The organism is Sphingobacterium sp. ML3W (assembly GCF_000747525.1).
Lineage (GTDB): Bacteria > Bacteroidota > Bacteroidia > Sphingobacteriales > Sphingobacteriaceae > Sphingobacterium.
Genome location: NZ_CP009278.1, coordinates 5,196,179 through 5,211,714, shown reverse-complemented (window position 1 = coordinate 5,211,714; position 15,536 = coordinate 5,196,179). Strand labels below are relative to the sequence as shown.

The following is a 15,536-nucleotide window of genomic DNA, read 5'->3' as shown; positions in this document are numbered from 1 at the left end:
AACATAACAAAAAGAGCAAAGACTTAAAAATCTTTGCTCTTTTTTATTGGATAACTGTTTATCCTCCAAATTCCATTAAATATGCTTTTAAGAATTCATCGAGGTCCCCATCTAATACTGCTTGTGTATTGGATGTCTCATAATTCGTTCTTAAATCCTTAATTAATTTATAAGGGTGTAGGACATAATTTCTTATTTGAGAGCCCCATTCAATTTTCTTTTTATTGCCTTCGATTGCATCTGTCGCTTCTTGACGTTTGCGCATTTCAATCTCGTATAATTGCGATTTCAATAAGCGGAAAGCGTTTTCTTTATTCTGCAACTGTGATCTAGATTCTTGATTTTTGATGATGATACCAGTTGGTTTGTGATGCAGACGTACCGCTGTCTCCACCTTGTTCACATTCTGACCACCTGCTCCACCAGCACGGAAGGTATCCCATTCGATTTCCGAATCCTTCACATCAATTTCGATATGGTTGTCGATAAGAGGATACACATATACTGATGCAAATGACGTGTGTCGTTTCGCGTTGGAGTCAAAGGGAGAAATGCGGACTAATCGGTGAACACCATTTTCGCCTTTTAGATAGCCATAGGCAAAATTACCAGACAGCTGTAGCGTTACCGTTTTTATCCCAGCAACCTCACCTTCTTGCGCGTCCTGTTCTGTCACTTTGTAACCGTTTTTCTCGCCCCACATGATATACATACGCATCAACATGGCGGCCCAATCGCAGCTTTCCGTTCCTCCTGCACCCGCAGTTATCTGTAGAATAGCATCCAGTTGATCTTCCTCGGCGCTCAGCATGTTCTTGAACTCCAATTCTTCCACCTCTGCTACAGCAAGATGATATTGTTCATTAAGTTCGGCCTCGGTTGCATCGCCAGCTTGATAAAACTCATACAATACCTCGGTATCTTCAACAGATGCCACGACCTGATCAAAATGATCGGTCCATACTTTCTGTACTTTGATGGATTGTAATATTTGTTCAGCAGCTTTTGAATCATTCCAAAAGTCCGGTTGTAAGGTAATGGCTTGGTCTTTCTCTAATGCTTCTTTTTTAGCATCGATGTCAAAGATGCCTCCTCAGGGAAGTTACACGATCCCTCAAATCTTGAATTTGTTCTTTGGTCATAATCACAAAGATACAGCTTTCTATAAGAAAAGCCCAAAAAGCTTAGGTATGATTTAAATGATAGTGATTAATTTTTATATTTCCTCGAGAGTATGCTTTTGATGGCAGAGTAGCAATCGATAATTGCATAGCAACCATGAATCCCAATGAAAAAAGAGTAACAAAACTAAAATATTTTTTTTATGATAGGCTACAATTAACATGGTAAATAAAACAAATTTATCTAAGTTTGATTAAAATTGAAAGATATGTTACCAAAAATAGATTTTACACAGACGGCTGCTTACCGTTATTTAGCAGATCATTATATCACGATTAATGAGCACAGCTTAAAGGACTTGTTCGATCAAGATTCATTCCGATTTGAGAAATACAGCATCGAGTTCAATGATATTCTTTTAGATTATTCGAAAAATAGAGTGAATGACGAGACTGTAGCGTTATTGCGTCAGTTGGCCAAAGAATGCCACTTGTCTGAAGCGATTGAAGTCATGTTTCAAGGAGAGAAAATCAATGAAACAGAAGGTCGTCAAGTGTTGCATACCGCTTTACGTAACCAATCCGGAAAACCAGTTCTTGTTGATGGACAGGATGTGATGCCTGATGTACATGCTGTTTTAGCACAAATGGAATCCTTTACAAATCGTATTCTTTCTGGCGAGTGGAAAGGGTATACCGGCAAAGCGATCACCGATGTGGTTAATATTGGTATCGGTGGTTCAGATTTAGGACCTGTTATGGTTACAGAGGCACTAAAAGCATACCGCACACACTTGAATATGCACTTTGTATCCAATGTAGATGGTACGCATATTGTCGAAGCGATAAAAGACCTTGATCCCGAAACGACTTTATTTTTAATTGCCTCAAAGACGTTTACGACGCAAGAAACGATGGCGAATGCAAACTCAGCTCGAGCATGGTTCTTGAAAAGTGGAGCTCAACAAGAGGATGTAGCGAAGCATTTTGCAGCATTAAGTACCAATACAGCTGCGGTTGCGGCGTTTGGTATCGATACGAAAAACATGTTCCAGTTTTGGGATTGGGTCGGTGGACGTTATTCACTTTGGTCAGCTATTGGCTTGTCCATCAGTTTAGCTGTTGGTTATGATAATTTTAAAGAACTATTGATTGGAGCCTATGAGGCCGATGAGCATTTTAGAACAACTCCATTTGAAGAAAATATTCCCATTACTCTAGCATTATTAGGGATTTGGTACAATAATTTTTTTGAAGCAGAAAGTCATGCCATATTACCATATGATCAATATATGCACCGTTTCGCGGCTTATTTCCAACAAGGCGATATGGAAAGTAATGGCAAGTATGTCGATCGTAATGGTAACCGTGTCGACTATCAAACTGGTCCTATCATTTGGGGTGAGCCAGGTACCAATGGTCAACATGCTTTTTATCAACTGATCCATCAGGGGACGAAGTTGATTCCTTGCGACTTTATTGCACCAGCAATCAGTTTAAATCCAATTGGACAACATCATCAGATGTTATTGTCCAATTTCTTTGCACAGACAGAAGCCTTGATGAATGGTAAATCTGAAGAGACTGTTGTAGCAGAATTAAAAGCTGCAGGTAAATCTGAAGAAGAAATTGAAAAGCTGAAAGCTTTTAAAGTGTTTGAAGGAAATAGACCTAGTAATTCTATTTTGCTTAAAAAAGTTACTCCACGTTCATTAGGAACGTTAATAGCACTTTACGAGCATAAAATATTTGTTCAAGGAATCATCTGGAATGTATTCAGTTTTGATCAATGGGGCGTGGAATTAGGTAAGCAACTTGCTGGTCAGATTCTTCCAGAGCTGGAGTCCGAAGATATCATTACCACCCACGATTCATCGACAAATGGCTTGATCAATCAATATAAAGCTTGGCGCTCATAAGCGTTAACGGAAAATAAAAAAAGCTTGGTTAAATTCTTAACTAAGCTTTTTTTATTTTATTAACCTTCAGTTGTAAAGATTACAAAGAAAGGATTTCCACGATCCGCAATAGATCTTGATTGATTGCATCAATGTGTTTAATTGCTTTTTTGAAAGATATAAATTGCACTTCACCATGAACTAAACCAACCATTTCACCTTTACGACCCTCAAGCAGTGCCTCTACAGCGGAAACACCTAGTCTGCTGGCCAATACTCTATCCATACATGTTGGGCTTCCCCCACGTTGAATATGACCTAAGATAGAGAGGCGAACATCATATTTCGGAAAGTTTGCTTTGATTTTTTCAGAAACAACCATTCCACCTTCAGAGTCACCTTCGGCAACGATTATGATACGTGATGATTTGCTTTTGCGGGTTTTATCCAAGCGTTTCATGATCGCATCGTAATCGACATTAAACTCAGGGATCAAAACGGCTTCAGCACCTGTACTGATACCCGATCTCAAGGCAATAAGTCCAGAGTCTCTACCCATTACTTCGATGACGAATAGGCGGTCATGCGATTCTGCAGTATCTCTAATTTTATCGACTGCTTGAATGACGGTATTGATAGCCGTATCGTAGCCAATTGTAAAATCGGTTCCAGCAAGATCATTATCAATTGTGCCCGGTAGACCAATAATTGGAATATCAAATTCATCTAAAAATTTGGAAGCTCCAGTAAAAGTTCCATCCCCACCGATAACAACCAATGCATCTATTTCGTGTTTTTTAATATTCTCATAGGCTTTTTGACGGCCTTCTATGGTGCGAAATTCATCACTTCTTGCCGTTTTTAATATGGTTCCACCACGTTGGATGATGTTGGCTACAGATTTCACGTCCATGGCATACATATCGCCATTTACTAAACCGTCATAACCTCTTTTTACACCAAAAACATTTAAACCATTATATATACCTGCTCTAACTACCGCGCGAATGGCAGCATTCATCCCTGGAGCATCTCCCCCAGAAGTTAATACTGCTATATTTTTAATATTACTCATAATTTAAACTTAGATAAATCGTATTTCGGTTTGCAATATAAACCAGTTGAATGAAAAAAACAACTTATTCGGATTATCTATTTGTAAATAAATGATCCAAATAAGTTGAAGTTCTTTTTTTGTATGCTCAAACAAGGACTGGATGAGCAAAACCCGGGGCTATTAAACCGTTATTTTAGCGCTTTAAAAGCGTCAATGCCACTTTGTAGATATTTCGCGTATTCAATAGGGTCGTAGTTAGCACCTGATGGTGGTACCAACACATTTCCTTCCGTATCTACGATCACATATAAAGGCTGCGAATTACTGTTGAATTTTGAAGCTTGGAAATCAGAATTTTTGTTTCCGATATTTTTAATCTTTTTACCCGAATAAGAAGAAATAACCTGTTCTTCAGCGGGTAATTCCGTGCGGTCATCCACAAAAAGTTCCGCCATAACAAATCCTTCTTTTAATAATTTAGCAACATTAGGGTCTGTCCATACATTAGCTTCCATTTTACGGCAGTTAACACAGTTCCAGCCCGTAAAATCGATTAAAACAGGTTTATTCAATTCTTTTGCAGTCTCAATTGCTTGATCGTAGTCATAATAAGGGTCAAACCCCTTAGGTGTACCACGGTCATGGAATATTTCTGCATATTTTTTCACTTTCCCATCCGAATGTACAGGTGAAGCACCTGCCACGCCTGCCGATAAATCGAAATCTTGCGTTGCCGACGGTGGTAAGAAAGCTGAAATTGACTTGAGAGGAGCTCCCCAAAGACCAGGTACCATATAGACAACAAACGAAAAGACGATGATAGCTAAAAATGTACGCGGTACAGATAAGAATTTCAATTCACTATCATGAGAGAATTTGATTTTCCCAATTAAGTAGAGTCCCATCAATCCGAAAATAACGATCCATAGTGCTAAGAAGACCTCGCGATCCAACCAGTTCCAATGATAAGCTAAATCAACATTGGATAAGAATTTAAGCGCTAAGGCCAATTCCAAGAATCCCAATACCACCTTTACGCTATTTAACCAACCACCTGATTTAGGAAGCGATTTTAATAAAGAAGGAAACATGGCAAATAGAGCGAAGGGAATGGCTAATGAAATGGAAAAACCAAGCATTCCAATTGCTGGAGCCAGTCGCTCTCCTTTAGAAGCTGCTTCTACCAGTAGGGTTCCGATAATAGGACCTGTACAAGAGAAGGAAACTAAAGAAAGGCTAAATGCCATAAAGAAAAGACCTACTAATCCACCTTTATCAGACTTAGCATCCATTTTATTGACAAACGAACTTGGTAATGTGATTTCGAATGCACCGAAAAAAGAGGCTGCGAATGCAACCAACAAAAGGAAAAATATAAAGTTAAAAACACCATTTGTAGATAGAGCATTGAGCGCATCAGAACCAAATAAAATGGTGATGATCATACCCAGGGCGACATAAATGATGATGATGAATAATCCATATAACAGCGCTTTGCTGATTCCACTTGCTCTTGATCCTGCTTGTTTAGTAAAAAAACTAACCGTAAGCGGTAACATCGGGAATATACAAGGCATTAAGAGGGCTGCGAAACCACCAATTAAACCTGCAAGGAAAATACCCCAAAGAGACTTCTTTTCTTCAGGAGCTAATTCGATTGCCGCCTTTTGTGTGGTTTGGGCAGTATCCTGACTTATCGTGTCGGGGCTTTCTGAGAAAACCAGATCTTCTGGAACTTCGGAAAGTGTTGCTGTATCTGTCGATTCTGTAAATTCGATTCCCTCAACACTAAGCAAAGAGTCTTGCACGGTTGCAAAGGAAAGAATAGGAATAAATAAACTGAAAACAACGAAGTAAAATAAAAATAGTTTCTTTTTAGCCATTTTTTGTAGAGTTCAAATATAATCTGTAAAAATAAAAAAAGACGAGGAGAATAGCCTTATGTTTTAGTAGTTGTAAAGTCAATTTTACTATTTTGGTTGCAACATTAAGCATACAATTGCCCTTTCGTGATCAATATCTGTTTATCGCTTCAGTTTTAACACTTCATTAAGGGTTGAAAAAACAAAACGCTAATCGGATGTTGTTTATCTGATTAGCGTTTCTTGAAAATTTTATGTTTTACCTTATTTGATCGTGACCGTAAAGGCATAATCAGTAGGAGGAAGACATTGTGATTTATCACAAGCTTGGTATTCTACCGAACCTTTCACTGTTGCAGTGCCGTTTGTTAATTTTACTTTTTGTTGAAAAACAACCTCTTTTGCAAAATAACCGACATTCATTTTGAATACTTCTTCATATTTGGTGGCTGGTTTTGGCTCGGCTGTCTTACCATTTAAAGTATATTCTTTAGAAGCAGGGAATGTAAAAGAAGTCGGAATCGGACCATTTTCTCCAACGTTTTGAGAATAAATATGCCATCCATCTTGAATCGTTGCTTTAATAAATATGACAGCTTCTTTACTGTTTAATTTTTTTGAAGCAACCGTAAACTTTACTGGGTCATGGATTTGAGCCACAGCACCTGAAATAGCAAAAAATAATACTGCTATTATTAATGTGAATTTTTTCATCAGTGTAATTTTTTAAATAGTTGTTGTTCCTGAGTATGACAAAGTGAAACAACTAAAGTTTAATTTCTTTTAGCAAATTTACTAGTTTGCGCGAATATATTTATCGGAAGAGGGTAATTATTTTGTTGCTTACAGGATATACCGAATTTCCTGAAGGCTAAATTCATTTAGCTCATTTTCGATTTCAATCTGCAAGAGACCGTTTGCATGTACTTCGATGATTTTGCCTATCATTTCTTCTTCATGGACCTTATATTTTCTCCATTCATCTTTTCTAAACAGATGTTGATTATATGCTATTAGTTGCTTTTCGTGATCTCCATTTTGGAGTCGTTTGTATTCCATATCTAGAAAAACATAGAGTTCCTGGGCTAAATCAGCAATCACATAAGGCTCGTTGACACCGGTAATGGACCTTAACGAAGTAATATGGTTGCTATTCTCGAAATTGATTTGATTCACATTAATGCCAATGCCAATAATACTCGTGGCTATCTGATACCCTTTTATGTTATTTTCAATGAGTATCCCTGCTATTTTTTCATCATTTACATAAATGTCATTTGGCCATTTAATGTGTACTTTCTGGTCGGTTTTCGTTTTTATCCAGTTGAATATACCGAGGCTTATTGCACAGGATAGGGAAAATTGTTGATTGATCGCTAGGAAATGCGGGTAAAGTAGAATTGACGTCGTGATATTTTTACCAGGCTCGCTCGTCCAAATGTTGCCTCTTTGGCCTTTTCCAGCAAATTGTTCTACTGCTAAAATGGCAGAACCTTCGTCCTGTGGCTTGAATTTTGACAAGTTATCTTTAAAATAATCATTTGTGGAAGCCACACGTTCGAGAGTAATTAAACTTTGACCGATGATAAGTCCTGAAAATGTGTTATTTTGCAAAGTGATTAATATTTAATTGTATATAATAGTCAAAACTATAATATTTTTTAATGGATAAAAATAAAAGTTCGGAATTGTCAACCCGATTATCAGAGGTGGTTGTTTATGGGATGCAGGAGAAGAAAGCCAATGAAATTGTGCGATTGGATTTGAGAAACATTAACAGTTCTGTGTCTGATTATTTTGTAATCTGCCATGCAGATTCCCACATTCAAGCTCATGCAATAGCGAAAAGCGTCGAGGACGAGGTTTATAAGGCATTTGGGCAAGATCCACAATTTAAAGAAGGTCAGGGGACAGGAGAGTGGTTGATATTAGACTTTGTTGATGTGGTGGTCCACATCTTTAAGAAGGAGCAAAGAACACTTTATGCCATCGAAGACCTATGGGGCGATGCGCAAATTCAAGACTTTCAGAGTGCTTAAATAGTAGAAATTAGAATTAAAACGATATAAATAAGATAGAATGAAGAAAATACCAACAGGTAAAATAACCCCAAAACCGCCCAAGTTTAATATCATGTGGCTTAGTTTTGCATTGATATTGGCTTTTTTTGCATTACAATATGTTTTTAGCGATGTCACGACTAAAAAAATTACATACAGTGAGTTTGAATCTAAGATTTTACCTACTGGTGATGTTGAGAAATTAGAAGGAACAAAGAAAAATGATCTTGTTCAAATTGACGTTTACATCAAAAAAGATCGTTTAAATGACGAAAAATATAAAGAAGTAGCCCCTGGACCAAATGCATTGTCTTTGACACCTGCAGCTGGGCCACAGTATACTTTTACAGAAGCTTCTGCTGATATTTTAGCGGCAAATTTAAAAGCTGCTCAAGAAAATCTTCCTGAGGGTACACCTCGTTTGGGCGTGAGTTATGAAGATCGCTCAAACCCATGGACGAATTATTTCGTAACGTTTATTCTACCAATGGTGGTATTGGTATTGTTATGGTTATTCCTAATGCGTCGTATGAGTGGTGGTGGTGCAGGTGGCGGAGGCCAAATCTTTAATATTGGTAAATCCAAAGCACAGCTGTTTGATAAAGAATCTCAAGTGAATATCACATTCAATGATGTGGCAGGACTAGAGGAAGCGAAGCAAGAAGTGATGGAGATTGTTGATTTCTTGAAGAACCCAACAAAATACACCAATTTGGGAGGTAAAATTCCAAAAGGTGCATTATTGGTGGGCCCTCCAGGAACAGGGAAGACTTTACTTGCCAAAGCAGTAGCAGGCGAGGCTCAAGTTCCTTTCTTCTCATTATCAGGATCTGATTTTGTGGAAATGTTCGTAGGTGTTGGTGCTTCTCGTGTCCGTGATTTATTTAAACAAGCGAAAGAAAAAGCACCGTGTATTATCTTTATCGATGAGATCGATGCTATTGGTCGTGCTCGTGGTAAAAACTCAATGATGGGTGGTAATGATGAGCGTGAGAATACTTTAAACCAACTCTTGGTAGAGATGGATGGTTTCGGAACGGACTCAGGTGTTATTATTTTGGCTGCAACCAACCGTATCGATGTATTGGATAGTGCATTATTACGTCCAGGTCGTTTCGATAGACAGGTGTCTATTGATAAACCCGATTTAATTGGTCGTGAACATATCTTTAAGGTACACTTGAAGCCTTTGAAATTAGCAGAAGAAGTTGATGCCAAAAAATTATCAGCACAGACTCCTGGTTTTGCTGGGGCAGAAATTGCTAACGTATGTAACGAGGCAGCTTTAATCGCAGCGCGTAAGAATAAGACGGAAATTAATATGCAAGATTTTCAGGATGCGGTAGACCGTGTGATTGGAGGCCTTGAGAAAAAGAATAAAATTATCTCTCCAGAAGAGAAGAAAATTGTTGCTTACCATGAAGCAGGACATGCGATTGCAGGTTGGTATTTGGAGCATGCCGATCCTTTGGTAAAAGTATCGATCGTACCTCGTGGCGTAGCAGCTTTGGGATATGCGCAGTATTTACCGAGAGAGCAGTTCTTATATACGACAGAGCAATTAGTCGATAGTTTGTGTATGACGATGGGTGGACGTGTAGCTGAAGACATTACTTTTGGACGCATATCTACAGGTGCTCAAAATGATTTGGAAAGAATCACAAAATTAGCATATGCCATGGTTGCGATTTATGGTATGAACGATAAGGTAGGTAATGTTTCATTCCGTGATGGATCTGAACAATTTCATAAGCCTTATTCTGACAAAACGGCAGAATTAATTGATTCTGAGGTACGTAATTTAATCACAGATGTTTATGCAAGAACTAAACAGTTATTGTTAGATAAACAAGATGGTTTGGTTGCGATTGCGGAGAAATTATTAGAGAAGGAAATCTTATTTCAAAGTGATTTGGAAGAAATCTTAGGTAAACGCCCATTTGATACAAAAACAACATACGATGAGTTTGTGAATAGTGGCGATGGAGGTGGCGTCCCACAAACGGATCTTCCGTTGGATGTACTTCCCGAAGAGGCTAGTGGTGCAGAACCTAAAGTAGGTATTAAAGAAGAGGATAGTCCAAACGTATAAATTTTAGTTTTACAGCGCTTCTTTAAAAAGAAGCGCTGTATTTTTTAGTAGTCCGCCGCATGAATGTTAAAAACAGCAGTAGTAAAGAGCAGATGCTAGGCAAAATAAGACAGGCTCTAGTACAAAAAAATGAAAATCCACATCCTAACTTCCAGAAAACTCCGTTATACCAGGAAGAGGATGAGTTAGTCGATGTTACCTTTGCCCGCGAGCTGACAGCTGTTGGAGGAAAGTTCTTGTATTGTGACGGTGAGATTGATTTGATTGAAAATTTGATTCACCTCACCGAGGAAAATAATATTAAAAAAATATTTACATGGGAAAAAGGTGTTCAAGATTTATTGAATCCTTATGGTTTCCCTATTCATACGAATGAAGTTGACTTTGATGAAGCCGATGCAGGGATTACTTCATGTGAAGTTTTGATTGCACGCAATGGCAGTGTTATGGTGAGTAGTGCCAATGCTTCAGGGCGTCGATTAGGGATTTATCCCCCAATCCATATTGTGATAGCAAAAGCTTCTCAAATGGTGTGGGACATTAAGGACGCGCTCTCTTATATGCAGCGTCGTTATGGAGATCAGATTCCCACGATGGTTTCCACTGTTACCGGACCTTCCCGCACAGCCGATATCGAAAAACGTTTGGTATTAGGTGCACATGGACCGAAAGAATTATATGTTTTATTATTAGAGGATCGTTTTTAATTTTATGATACAAGAATATCTGTTTTTAACTCCAGTAGCGAGTATTATCTTTGCTTTAACCATTGCATCGAGCATCTATAGCTTTTCAAACCCACAAGTATTGGGCGAGATGATGCTGCACCCCTATAGCATCTATCGTAAAAAACGTATCTATACCATTTTGACAAGTGGTATGGTACATAAAGATTGGGGACATCTGCTCTTCAATATGATCACGTTTTATTACTTTGGATTTGGATTAGAGAAGATGTTGATCCAGATCAGTGATTGGGGTCATTTTCAATTTGCCCTAATCTATGTTTTGAGTTTAGTATTGAGTGATATCCCAACGATTCTGCAACAGAAGAATAATCCCGGCTACTACAGTTTAGGAGCCTCAGGAGCAATTTGTGCCGTGTTGTTTAGTTACATCATGTTTGATCCTAAAATGATGTTAGGGATCTTTATGATCATCCCAATGCCTGCATACATATTCGCGGTTCTTTTTCTAGCCTATTGTGTATGGGGATCAAAAAATTCGCGTGATGGTATCAACCACGATGCGCATTTATTCGGAGCATTGTCTGGAGTACTCCTTACTTTATTGCTTTATCCCTGGATCTTAAAACATTTTATCAGTCAATTTTAGGTTATCCAGCCCAACTTTCGCGATCTAGGCTTCTGAATTGGATCGCTTCGGCAAGATGGTGGTTTTGTATGATGGATTCATGTTCCATATCGGCTATTGTTCTTGCCACTTTTAAAATCCGGTCGTAAGCGCGGGCCGACAAACCCAATTTTTCCATGGCTGTTTTTAATAACAGCTTACCCTGCTCGTCAATCGCACAGTTTTTTCGCACTTGTACACTGTTCATCTGCGCATTATTGTGAATCGTGCTGTTGTCTTTAAAGCGTTCGCGTTGGACTTTTCTAGCCTTTATTACACGCTGGCGAATTACCTCGCTTTTTTCAGACTTTTGGTCTGATACGAGCTCCTTAAACGCGACAGGGGTTACTTCTACATGGAGATCGATTCGATCTAATAACGGTCCTGATATCTTGCTTAGATACCGTTGAACGGCATTACTTCCGCATATACATTCTTTCTCTGGATGGTTGTAATAACCACATGGACAAGGGTTCATCGCCGCGATCAACATGAAGCTAGCAGGGTAGTCCACCGAGAACTTTGCTCGTGAGATGGTCATGTTTCGCGATTCTAGGGGTTGCCGCATCACCTCTAAGACGGTTCTTTTAAATTCCGGAAGTTCGTCTAGAAATAATACCCCGTTGTGCGACAACGAAATTTCTCCAGGTTGGGGGCTTGTACCACCGCCGACAAGAGCAACGTCGGAGATGGTATGATGTGGTGCGCGAAAAGGTCTTCGGGTCATCAGCGAGTCCTTGGCAGCCAATTGTCCTGCAACGGAATGTATCTTGGTGGTTTCTAACGATTCTTCAATCGTTAAAGGAGGCAGTATGGTTGATAGCCGTTTAGCAAGCATTGTTTTTCCTGCTCCAGGAGGACCTATTAAAATCACATTATGGCCACCGGCAGCAGCGATCTCCAATGCCCGCTTTATATTTTCCTGTCCTTTAACATCGCCAAAGTCGGTATCCACACAAGTCGCTGTGTTCGAAAACTCCCGTTCAATATCCACGATTGTAGGGGTCAATTTCACTTTATCATTAAAAAAATCAATGACTTCAGTTAGGTTGTCCACACCGAGAACAGCTAGGTTCGATACGATGGCAGCCTCTCTGGCATTTGTATTGGGCAAGATGATTCCTTTAAACTTATCTTTCAATGCTTGAATGGCAACAGGGAGCACGCCTTTTATCGGTTGGATTTTCCCATCCAATGAGAGTTCCCCTAGAATCAAATAATCGGCAAGTTTGTCTCTATTTATCTGATCCGAGGAAGCTAATATCGCTGTAGCAATGGCCAGGTCATAGGAAGACCCCTCTTTTCGAATGTCAGCAGGAGCAAGATTGACGACTATTTTTTGGCGGGGCATCCGACAGGCACAAGACACAATGGCACTTTCTATTCTTTGCAAGCTTTCTTTCACGGCATTATCAGGTAAGCCCACGATATAATATCGGGTACCTGCGGTAATATTAACTTCAACTGTTATTGTTGTAGCTTCGATACCGTATACAGCACTGCTATAGGTCTTTGTTAACATATAATTGGTCTAACTGGTAATTAAAGTTAATAAAATATATCTATTATTTTTTGAAAATGATTTATTTACCTTGAAGTACAAGGCGATTTGTGATTTTAGATAACATTTATTATATTGTTGTAATCGCTTTTTATCATATATCAAAAAAATTATTGGCTTTTGGCAAACGATTTGCTTAGGTATTTGTATTATTACTGATTGAGATAGATTGCAAGGATTAAAATTTAAAGTTTAAGATTATGAACGATAATAGTAAAGTATTAGTAGCATTATTAGCAGGTTTGGCTGCAGGAACGGCTTTAGGAATTTTATTTGCACCGGATAAAGGAGCAGAGACAAGAGATAAGCTTAATGAATCATTAGCAGATTTAGGTGATGCAATCCGTGAGCGAGCTGAAGAACAAGTCGATCAATTAACTGATCTTAAAGAGAAAATAGTTTCAACGTTAAAAACGAAAATAAATAAAGGAGAAGATCTTCTAGAAGATGAAATAACTGAGCACGCGTAAATCGCTGCAATCTCCTGACTAAAGAAATCATTATCAATAATATGATCAGGGGCTTTCCGCCTCTGATTCTTAACATAAAAGTAGATGGAAGAAGAAAAATTCTCCTTAAGTGGTACATTCCAAAAAACAAAGGAATATTTAGATTCGCAGTTAAATTTAATTCGACTTAAGACTGTAGAGCGATCTTCTCGTTTAATTGCAAGTTTAATTGTTGATGCTGCAAAATTGATATTGACTTTATTCATTTTGTTTTTTCTATGTCTTGCACTGGGCTTTTATTTAGGAGAGGTATTGGGTAGTTATTCTTTGGGCTTTTTAGCTACTGCGGGTATATTTATAATTATAGTCTTGCTCATTCGTGTATTTGAGTCTAAGCTGGAGTCTACGTTTATGGATCTATCCATACGGAGATTTTCTGCCAAATGGACTGATGAGGACGAAGAAGAAGATAATAACGTGAAACAAGAAAAAGTAGAACATGACGAAACACAGCAAAATTCATAATTTAGCCGAGCTTAAAACTGAGATTGCACGTCTTAAGGTTTTAAAAAATGAGCAGGAAGCCTATTTGAAATCGCAGGTAAGTTTATTAAATCATAAGATTGAAACACCCATGCGTATTTTTAAGGCTGTTAAATCAAATATCCCAGGATTGGATATGCTGTCGGGTCTGTTTTCTTCTACAGTAAAAGGAGAAGCGAAAAGTGGCGATTGGTTAACGAAAAGCTTGCGTATAGGTGTTCCTTTTGTGATGAATAGATTTTTCTTTAGAAAAGCAGGTGTATTGAAAAAAGCATTACTCTTATTGGCTTCGGAAAAAGCACTTGGTCAAGTCAATCAAGATATGGTAACGAGTTTAATTGCCAAAGCCACGAACTTTATAAAGCCCAGTAAAAAGAAAAAAAGAAAAGCCTCAGCTGTCAGTCCTCCTGAGTTGGAAGATCAAGTCAATGAATATGGTATACCATCTTATAGTGAAACATACTAAAAAACTGCTGTTTTCGCTATTAGCTGGATTGTCTATACCATCCCTTAGACCTATTGCTTTGATTCTTTTGAGCATATAATTTGCTCTTTCTCTTCCTTTTTCATTATTTTTTCTGAATAATGTAGCAGCGCGCAACGAAAAGATAGCAGATAGTATACCTGAACCATAATCAGATTGATGATTGTATCTGTATTTGTAGCATTATATTAAAATCTTTTCATGCTTAAGCTATTGATTACTTAAAATATAAGGTTAATTTTGTCGCATATTTTATAGTAATGGGTAAAGACAAACTTAGAAAATTTGCGGAGATTGGAACTTTTGACAATGTCGTAGAACTTGATGCGGGTAAAGCACTTAAAGGTCAGTGGGCTAACACGCATTTTAAAAATAACAATCCAATCGTGGTCGAGTTGGCCTGTGGTAAAGGTGAATATACCGTTAATCTTGCTAAACTTTTTCCTGAAAAGAACTTTATTGGTGTCGACTACAAAGGTAATCGTATATGGAGAGGAGCTAAAACAGCTATTGAAGATGGTATCACGAATGTTGGATTTTTACGTATTCAGATTGAAACCATTTTGGAATATTTTGAAGAAAATGAAATTGCTGAAATTTGGATTACTTTCCCTGACCCTCAACCTCAGGATAGCCGTGAGAAAAAACGATTAACAAATCCTACTTTCTTAGGCCGTTATAAATTTGTTTTGCAAGATGGAGGGTTTATGAACCTAAAAACTGATAATGATGGTTTTTATAATTATACATTAGAGCAGATTGAAATCTTAGGTTTGAAAAAGTATGCAGAGACAGCAGATCTTTACCATTCTGATTTGGTAGACGAAGTATTGTCAATCAAAACCTATTATGAGAAAAAATATCTCGCTGTTGATAAGAATATAAATTATGTAAAATGGTCTTTTGATCAAGTTTAATACATATAGGTTATATAAAAAAAGGAGTAAAATTTTTATTTTACTCCTTTTTTTATGCGGTTAATTAACAAAAAGCTTATATAGACATTCATTTAGTAAAACAATGTTAACATAAAACAACAGCTATGTTAATATTGGG

General features: G+C 37.9%; 15 protein-coding genes. 9 read left to right on the top strand and 6 right to left on the bottom strand.

Annotated features, from left to right (window positions below; genetic code table 11):
- Nucleotides 1-58: 58 nt before the first annotated feature.
- A protein-coding gene (gene prfB, locus KO02_RS22145) for a peptide chain release factor 2 (protein ID WP_144243390.1) occupies nucleotides 59-1,142 on the bottom strand; the annotation gives its coding sequence in 2 pieces (ribosomal slippage) (nucleotides 59-1,081 and nucleotides 1,083-1,142; 1,083 coding nt in all).
- Nucleotides 1,143-1,390: 248 nt separating this feature from the next.
- Between prfB and pgi the strand changes: the two genes are divergently transcribed.
- Complete coding sequence (pgi, locus tag KO02_RS22140) at nucleotides 1,391-3,040, top strand: glucose-6-phosphate isomerase (protein ID WP_038701779.1); 1,650 nt, start codon at nucleotides 1,391-1,393, stop codon at nucleotides 3,038-3,040.
- Nucleotides 3,041-3,119: 79 nt separating this feature from the next.
- On the opposite strand, the gene pfkA is transcribed toward pgi, so the two are convergent.
- The 4 genes from pfkA to KO02_RS22120 form a co-directional block, all read right to left on the bottom strand.
- Nucleotides 3,120-4,094, bottom strand: coding sequence for a 6-phosphofructokinase (pfkA, locus tag KO02_RS22135; RefSeq protein WP_038701778.1), 975 nt, complete (start codon nucleotides 4,092-4,094; stop codon nucleotides 3,120-3,122).
- A 170-nt stretch (nucleotides 4,095-4,264) separates the two neighbouring features.
- The gene (locus KO02_RS22130) at nucleotides 4,265-5,959 is read right to left on the bottom strand and encodes a protein-disulfide reductase DsbD family protein (RefSeq protein ID WP_038701777.1); all 1,695 of its coding nucleotides are present in this window, start codon (nucleotides 5,957-5,959) and stop codon (nucleotides 4,265-4,267) included.
- 243 nt (nucleotides 5,960-6,202) lie between these two features.
- Nucleotides 6,203-6,652, bottom strand: coding sequence for a protein-disulfide reductase DsbD domain-containing protein (locus tag KO02_RS22125; protein WP_038701776.1), 450 nt, complete (start codon nucleotides 6,650-6,652; stop codon nucleotides 6,203-6,205).
- Nucleotides 6,653-6,781: 129 nt separating this feature from the next.
- Nucleotides 6,782-7,552 carry a biotin--[acetyl-CoA-carboxylase] ligase gene (locus KO02_RS22120; RefSeq protein ID WP_235212311.1) on the bottom strand — a complete coding sequence of 257 codons (771 nt, stop codon included), beginning with the start codon at nucleotides 7,550-7,552 and terminating at the stop codon, nucleotides 6,782-6,784.
- 50 nt (nucleotides 7,553-7,602) lie between these two features.
- On the opposite strand from KO02_RS22120, the gene rsfS reads away from it, so the two are divergent.
- From rsfS to KO02_RS22100, 4 genes are read left to right on the top strand one after another with little or no spacing between them, the layout of a single operon-like run.
- Complete coding sequence (gene rsfS, locus KO02_RS22115) at nucleotides 7,603-7,977, top strand: ribosome silencing factor (protein ID WP_038701775.1); 375 nt, start codon at nucleotides 7,603-7,605, stop codon at nucleotides 7,975-7,977.
- A 40-nt stretch (nucleotides 7,978-8,017) separates the two neighbouring features.
- The gene (ftsH, locus tag KO02_RS22110; RefSeq protein ID WP_038701774.1) at nucleotides 8,018-10,090 is read left to right on the top strand and encodes an ATP-dependent zinc metalloprotease FtsH; all 2,073 of its coding nucleotides are present in this window, start codon (nucleotides 8,018-8,020) and stop codon (nucleotides 10,088-10,090) included.
- Nucleotides 10,091-10,149: 59 nt separating this feature from the next.
- Nucleotides 10,150-10,797 (top strand): lactate utilization protein C, encoded by a 648-nt coding sequence (locus KO02_RS22105; RefSeq protein ID WP_038701773.1) that lies wholly within the window; start codon nucleotides 10,150-10,152, stop codon nucleotides 10,795-10,797.
- A gap of 4 nt (nucleotides 10,798-10,801) precedes the next feature.
- On the top strand, nucleotides 10,802-11,425 hold the full coding sequence (locus KO02_RS22100; RefSeq protein WP_038701772.1) for a rhomboid family intramembrane serine protease: 624 nt from the start codon (nucleotides 10,802-10,804) through the stop codon (nucleotides 11,423-11,425).
- Between the two features lies 1 nt (nucleotide 11,426).
- Here the strand turns inward: KO02_RS22100 and KO02_RS22095 are convergent, their stop codons facing one another.
- Nucleotides 11,427-12,965, bottom strand: a complete 1,539-nt coding sequence (locus KO02_RS22095; protein WP_038701771.1) for a YifB family Mg chelatase-like AAA ATPase — start codon at nucleotides 12,963-12,965, stop codon at nucleotides 11,427-11,429.
- Between the two features lie 239 nt (nucleotides 12,966-13,204).
- On the opposite strand from KO02_RS22095, the gene KO02_RS22090 reads away from it, so the two are divergent.
- From KO02_RS22090 to trmB, 4 genes are all read left to right on the top strand, one after another.
- Complete coding sequence (locus KO02_RS22090) at nucleotides 13,205-13,474, top strand: YtxH domain-containing protein (RefSeq protein ID WP_038701770.1); 270 nt, start codon at nucleotides 13,205-13,207, stop codon at nucleotides 13,472-13,474.
- Between the two features lie 84 nt (nucleotides 13,475-13,558).
- Entirely contained in the window at nucleotides 13,559-13,978 is a 420-nt protein-coding gene (locus KO02_RS22085) for a hypothetical protein (protein WP_038701769.1), read from the top strand.
- Complete coding sequence (locus KO02_RS22080) at nucleotides 13,953-14,462, top strand: hypothetical protein (RefSeq protein WP_038701768.1); 510 nt, start codon at nucleotides 13,953-13,955, stop codon at nucleotides 14,460-14,462. The genes KO02_RS22085 and KO02_RS22080 overlap by 26 nt, the downstream gene beginning before the upstream one ends.
- A 278-nt stretch (nucleotides 14,463-14,740) precedes the next feature.
- The gene (gene trmB, locus KO02_RS22075) at nucleotides 14,741-15,397 is read left to right on the top strand and encodes a tRNA (guanosine(46)-N7)-methyltransferase TrmB (RefSeq protein ID WP_038701767.1); all 657 of its coding nucleotides are present in this window, start codon (nucleotides 14,741-14,743) and stop codon (nucleotides 15,395-15,397) included.
- Nucleotides 15,398-15,536 lie beyond the last annotated feature (139 nt).

What these genes read in the sequence shown, in the direction of transcription:
- pgi (WP_038701779.1), top strand. Translation starts at nt 1,391, where the DNA reads ATGTTACCAAAAATAGATTTTACACAGACGGCTGCTTACCGTTATTTA.
- pfkA (WP_038701778.1), bottom strand. Translation starts at nt 4,094, where the DNA reads ATGAGTAATATTAAAAATATAGCAGTATTAACTTCTGGGGGAGATGCT.
- KO02_RS22130 (WP_038701777.1), bottom strand. Translation starts at nt 5,959, where the DNA reads ATGGCTAAAAAGAAACTATTTTTATTTTACTTCGTTGTTTTCAGTTTA.
- KO02_RS22125 (WP_038701776.1), bottom strand. Translation starts at nt 6,652, where the DNA reads ATGAAAAAATTCACATTAATAATAGCAGTATTATTTTTTGCTATTTCA.
- rsfS (WP_038701775.1), top strand. Translation starts at nt 7,603, where the DNA reads ATGGATAAAAATAAAAGTTCGGAATTGTCAACCCGATTATCAGAGGTG.
- ftsH (WP_038701774.1), top strand. Translation starts at nt 8,018, where the DNA reads ATGAAGAAAATACCAACAGGTAAAATAACCCCAAAACCGCCCAAGTTT.
- KO02_RS22105 (WP_038701773.1), top strand. Translation starts at nt 10,150, where the DNA reads ATGAATGTTAAAAACAGCAGTAGTAAAGAGCAGATGCTAGGCAAAATA.
- KO02_RS22100 (WP_038701772.1), top strand. Translation starts at nt 10,802, where the DNA reads ATGATACAAGAATATCTGTTTTTAACTCCAGTAGCGAGTATTATCTTT.
- KO02_RS22095 (WP_038701771.1), bottom strand. Translation starts at nt 12,965, where the DNA reads ATGTTAACAAAGACCTATAGCAGTGCTGTATACGGTATCGAAGCTACA.
- KO02_RS22090 (WP_038701770.1), top strand. Translation starts at nt 13,205, where the DNA reads ATGAACGATAATAGTAAAGTATTAGTAGCATTATTAGCAGGTTTGGCT.
- KO02_RS22085 (WP_038701769.1), top strand. Translation starts at nt 13,559, where the DNA reads ATGGAAGAAGAAAAATTCTCCTTAAGTGGTACATTCCAAAAAACAAAG.
- KO02_RS22080 (WP_038701768.1), top strand. Translation starts at nt 13,953, where the DNA reads ATGACGAAACACAGCAAAATTCATAATTTAGCCGAGCTTAAAACTGAG.
- trmB (WP_038701767.1), top strand. Translation starts at nt 14,741, where the DNA reads ATGGGTAAAGACAAACTTAGAAAATTTGCGGAGATTGGAACTTTTGAC.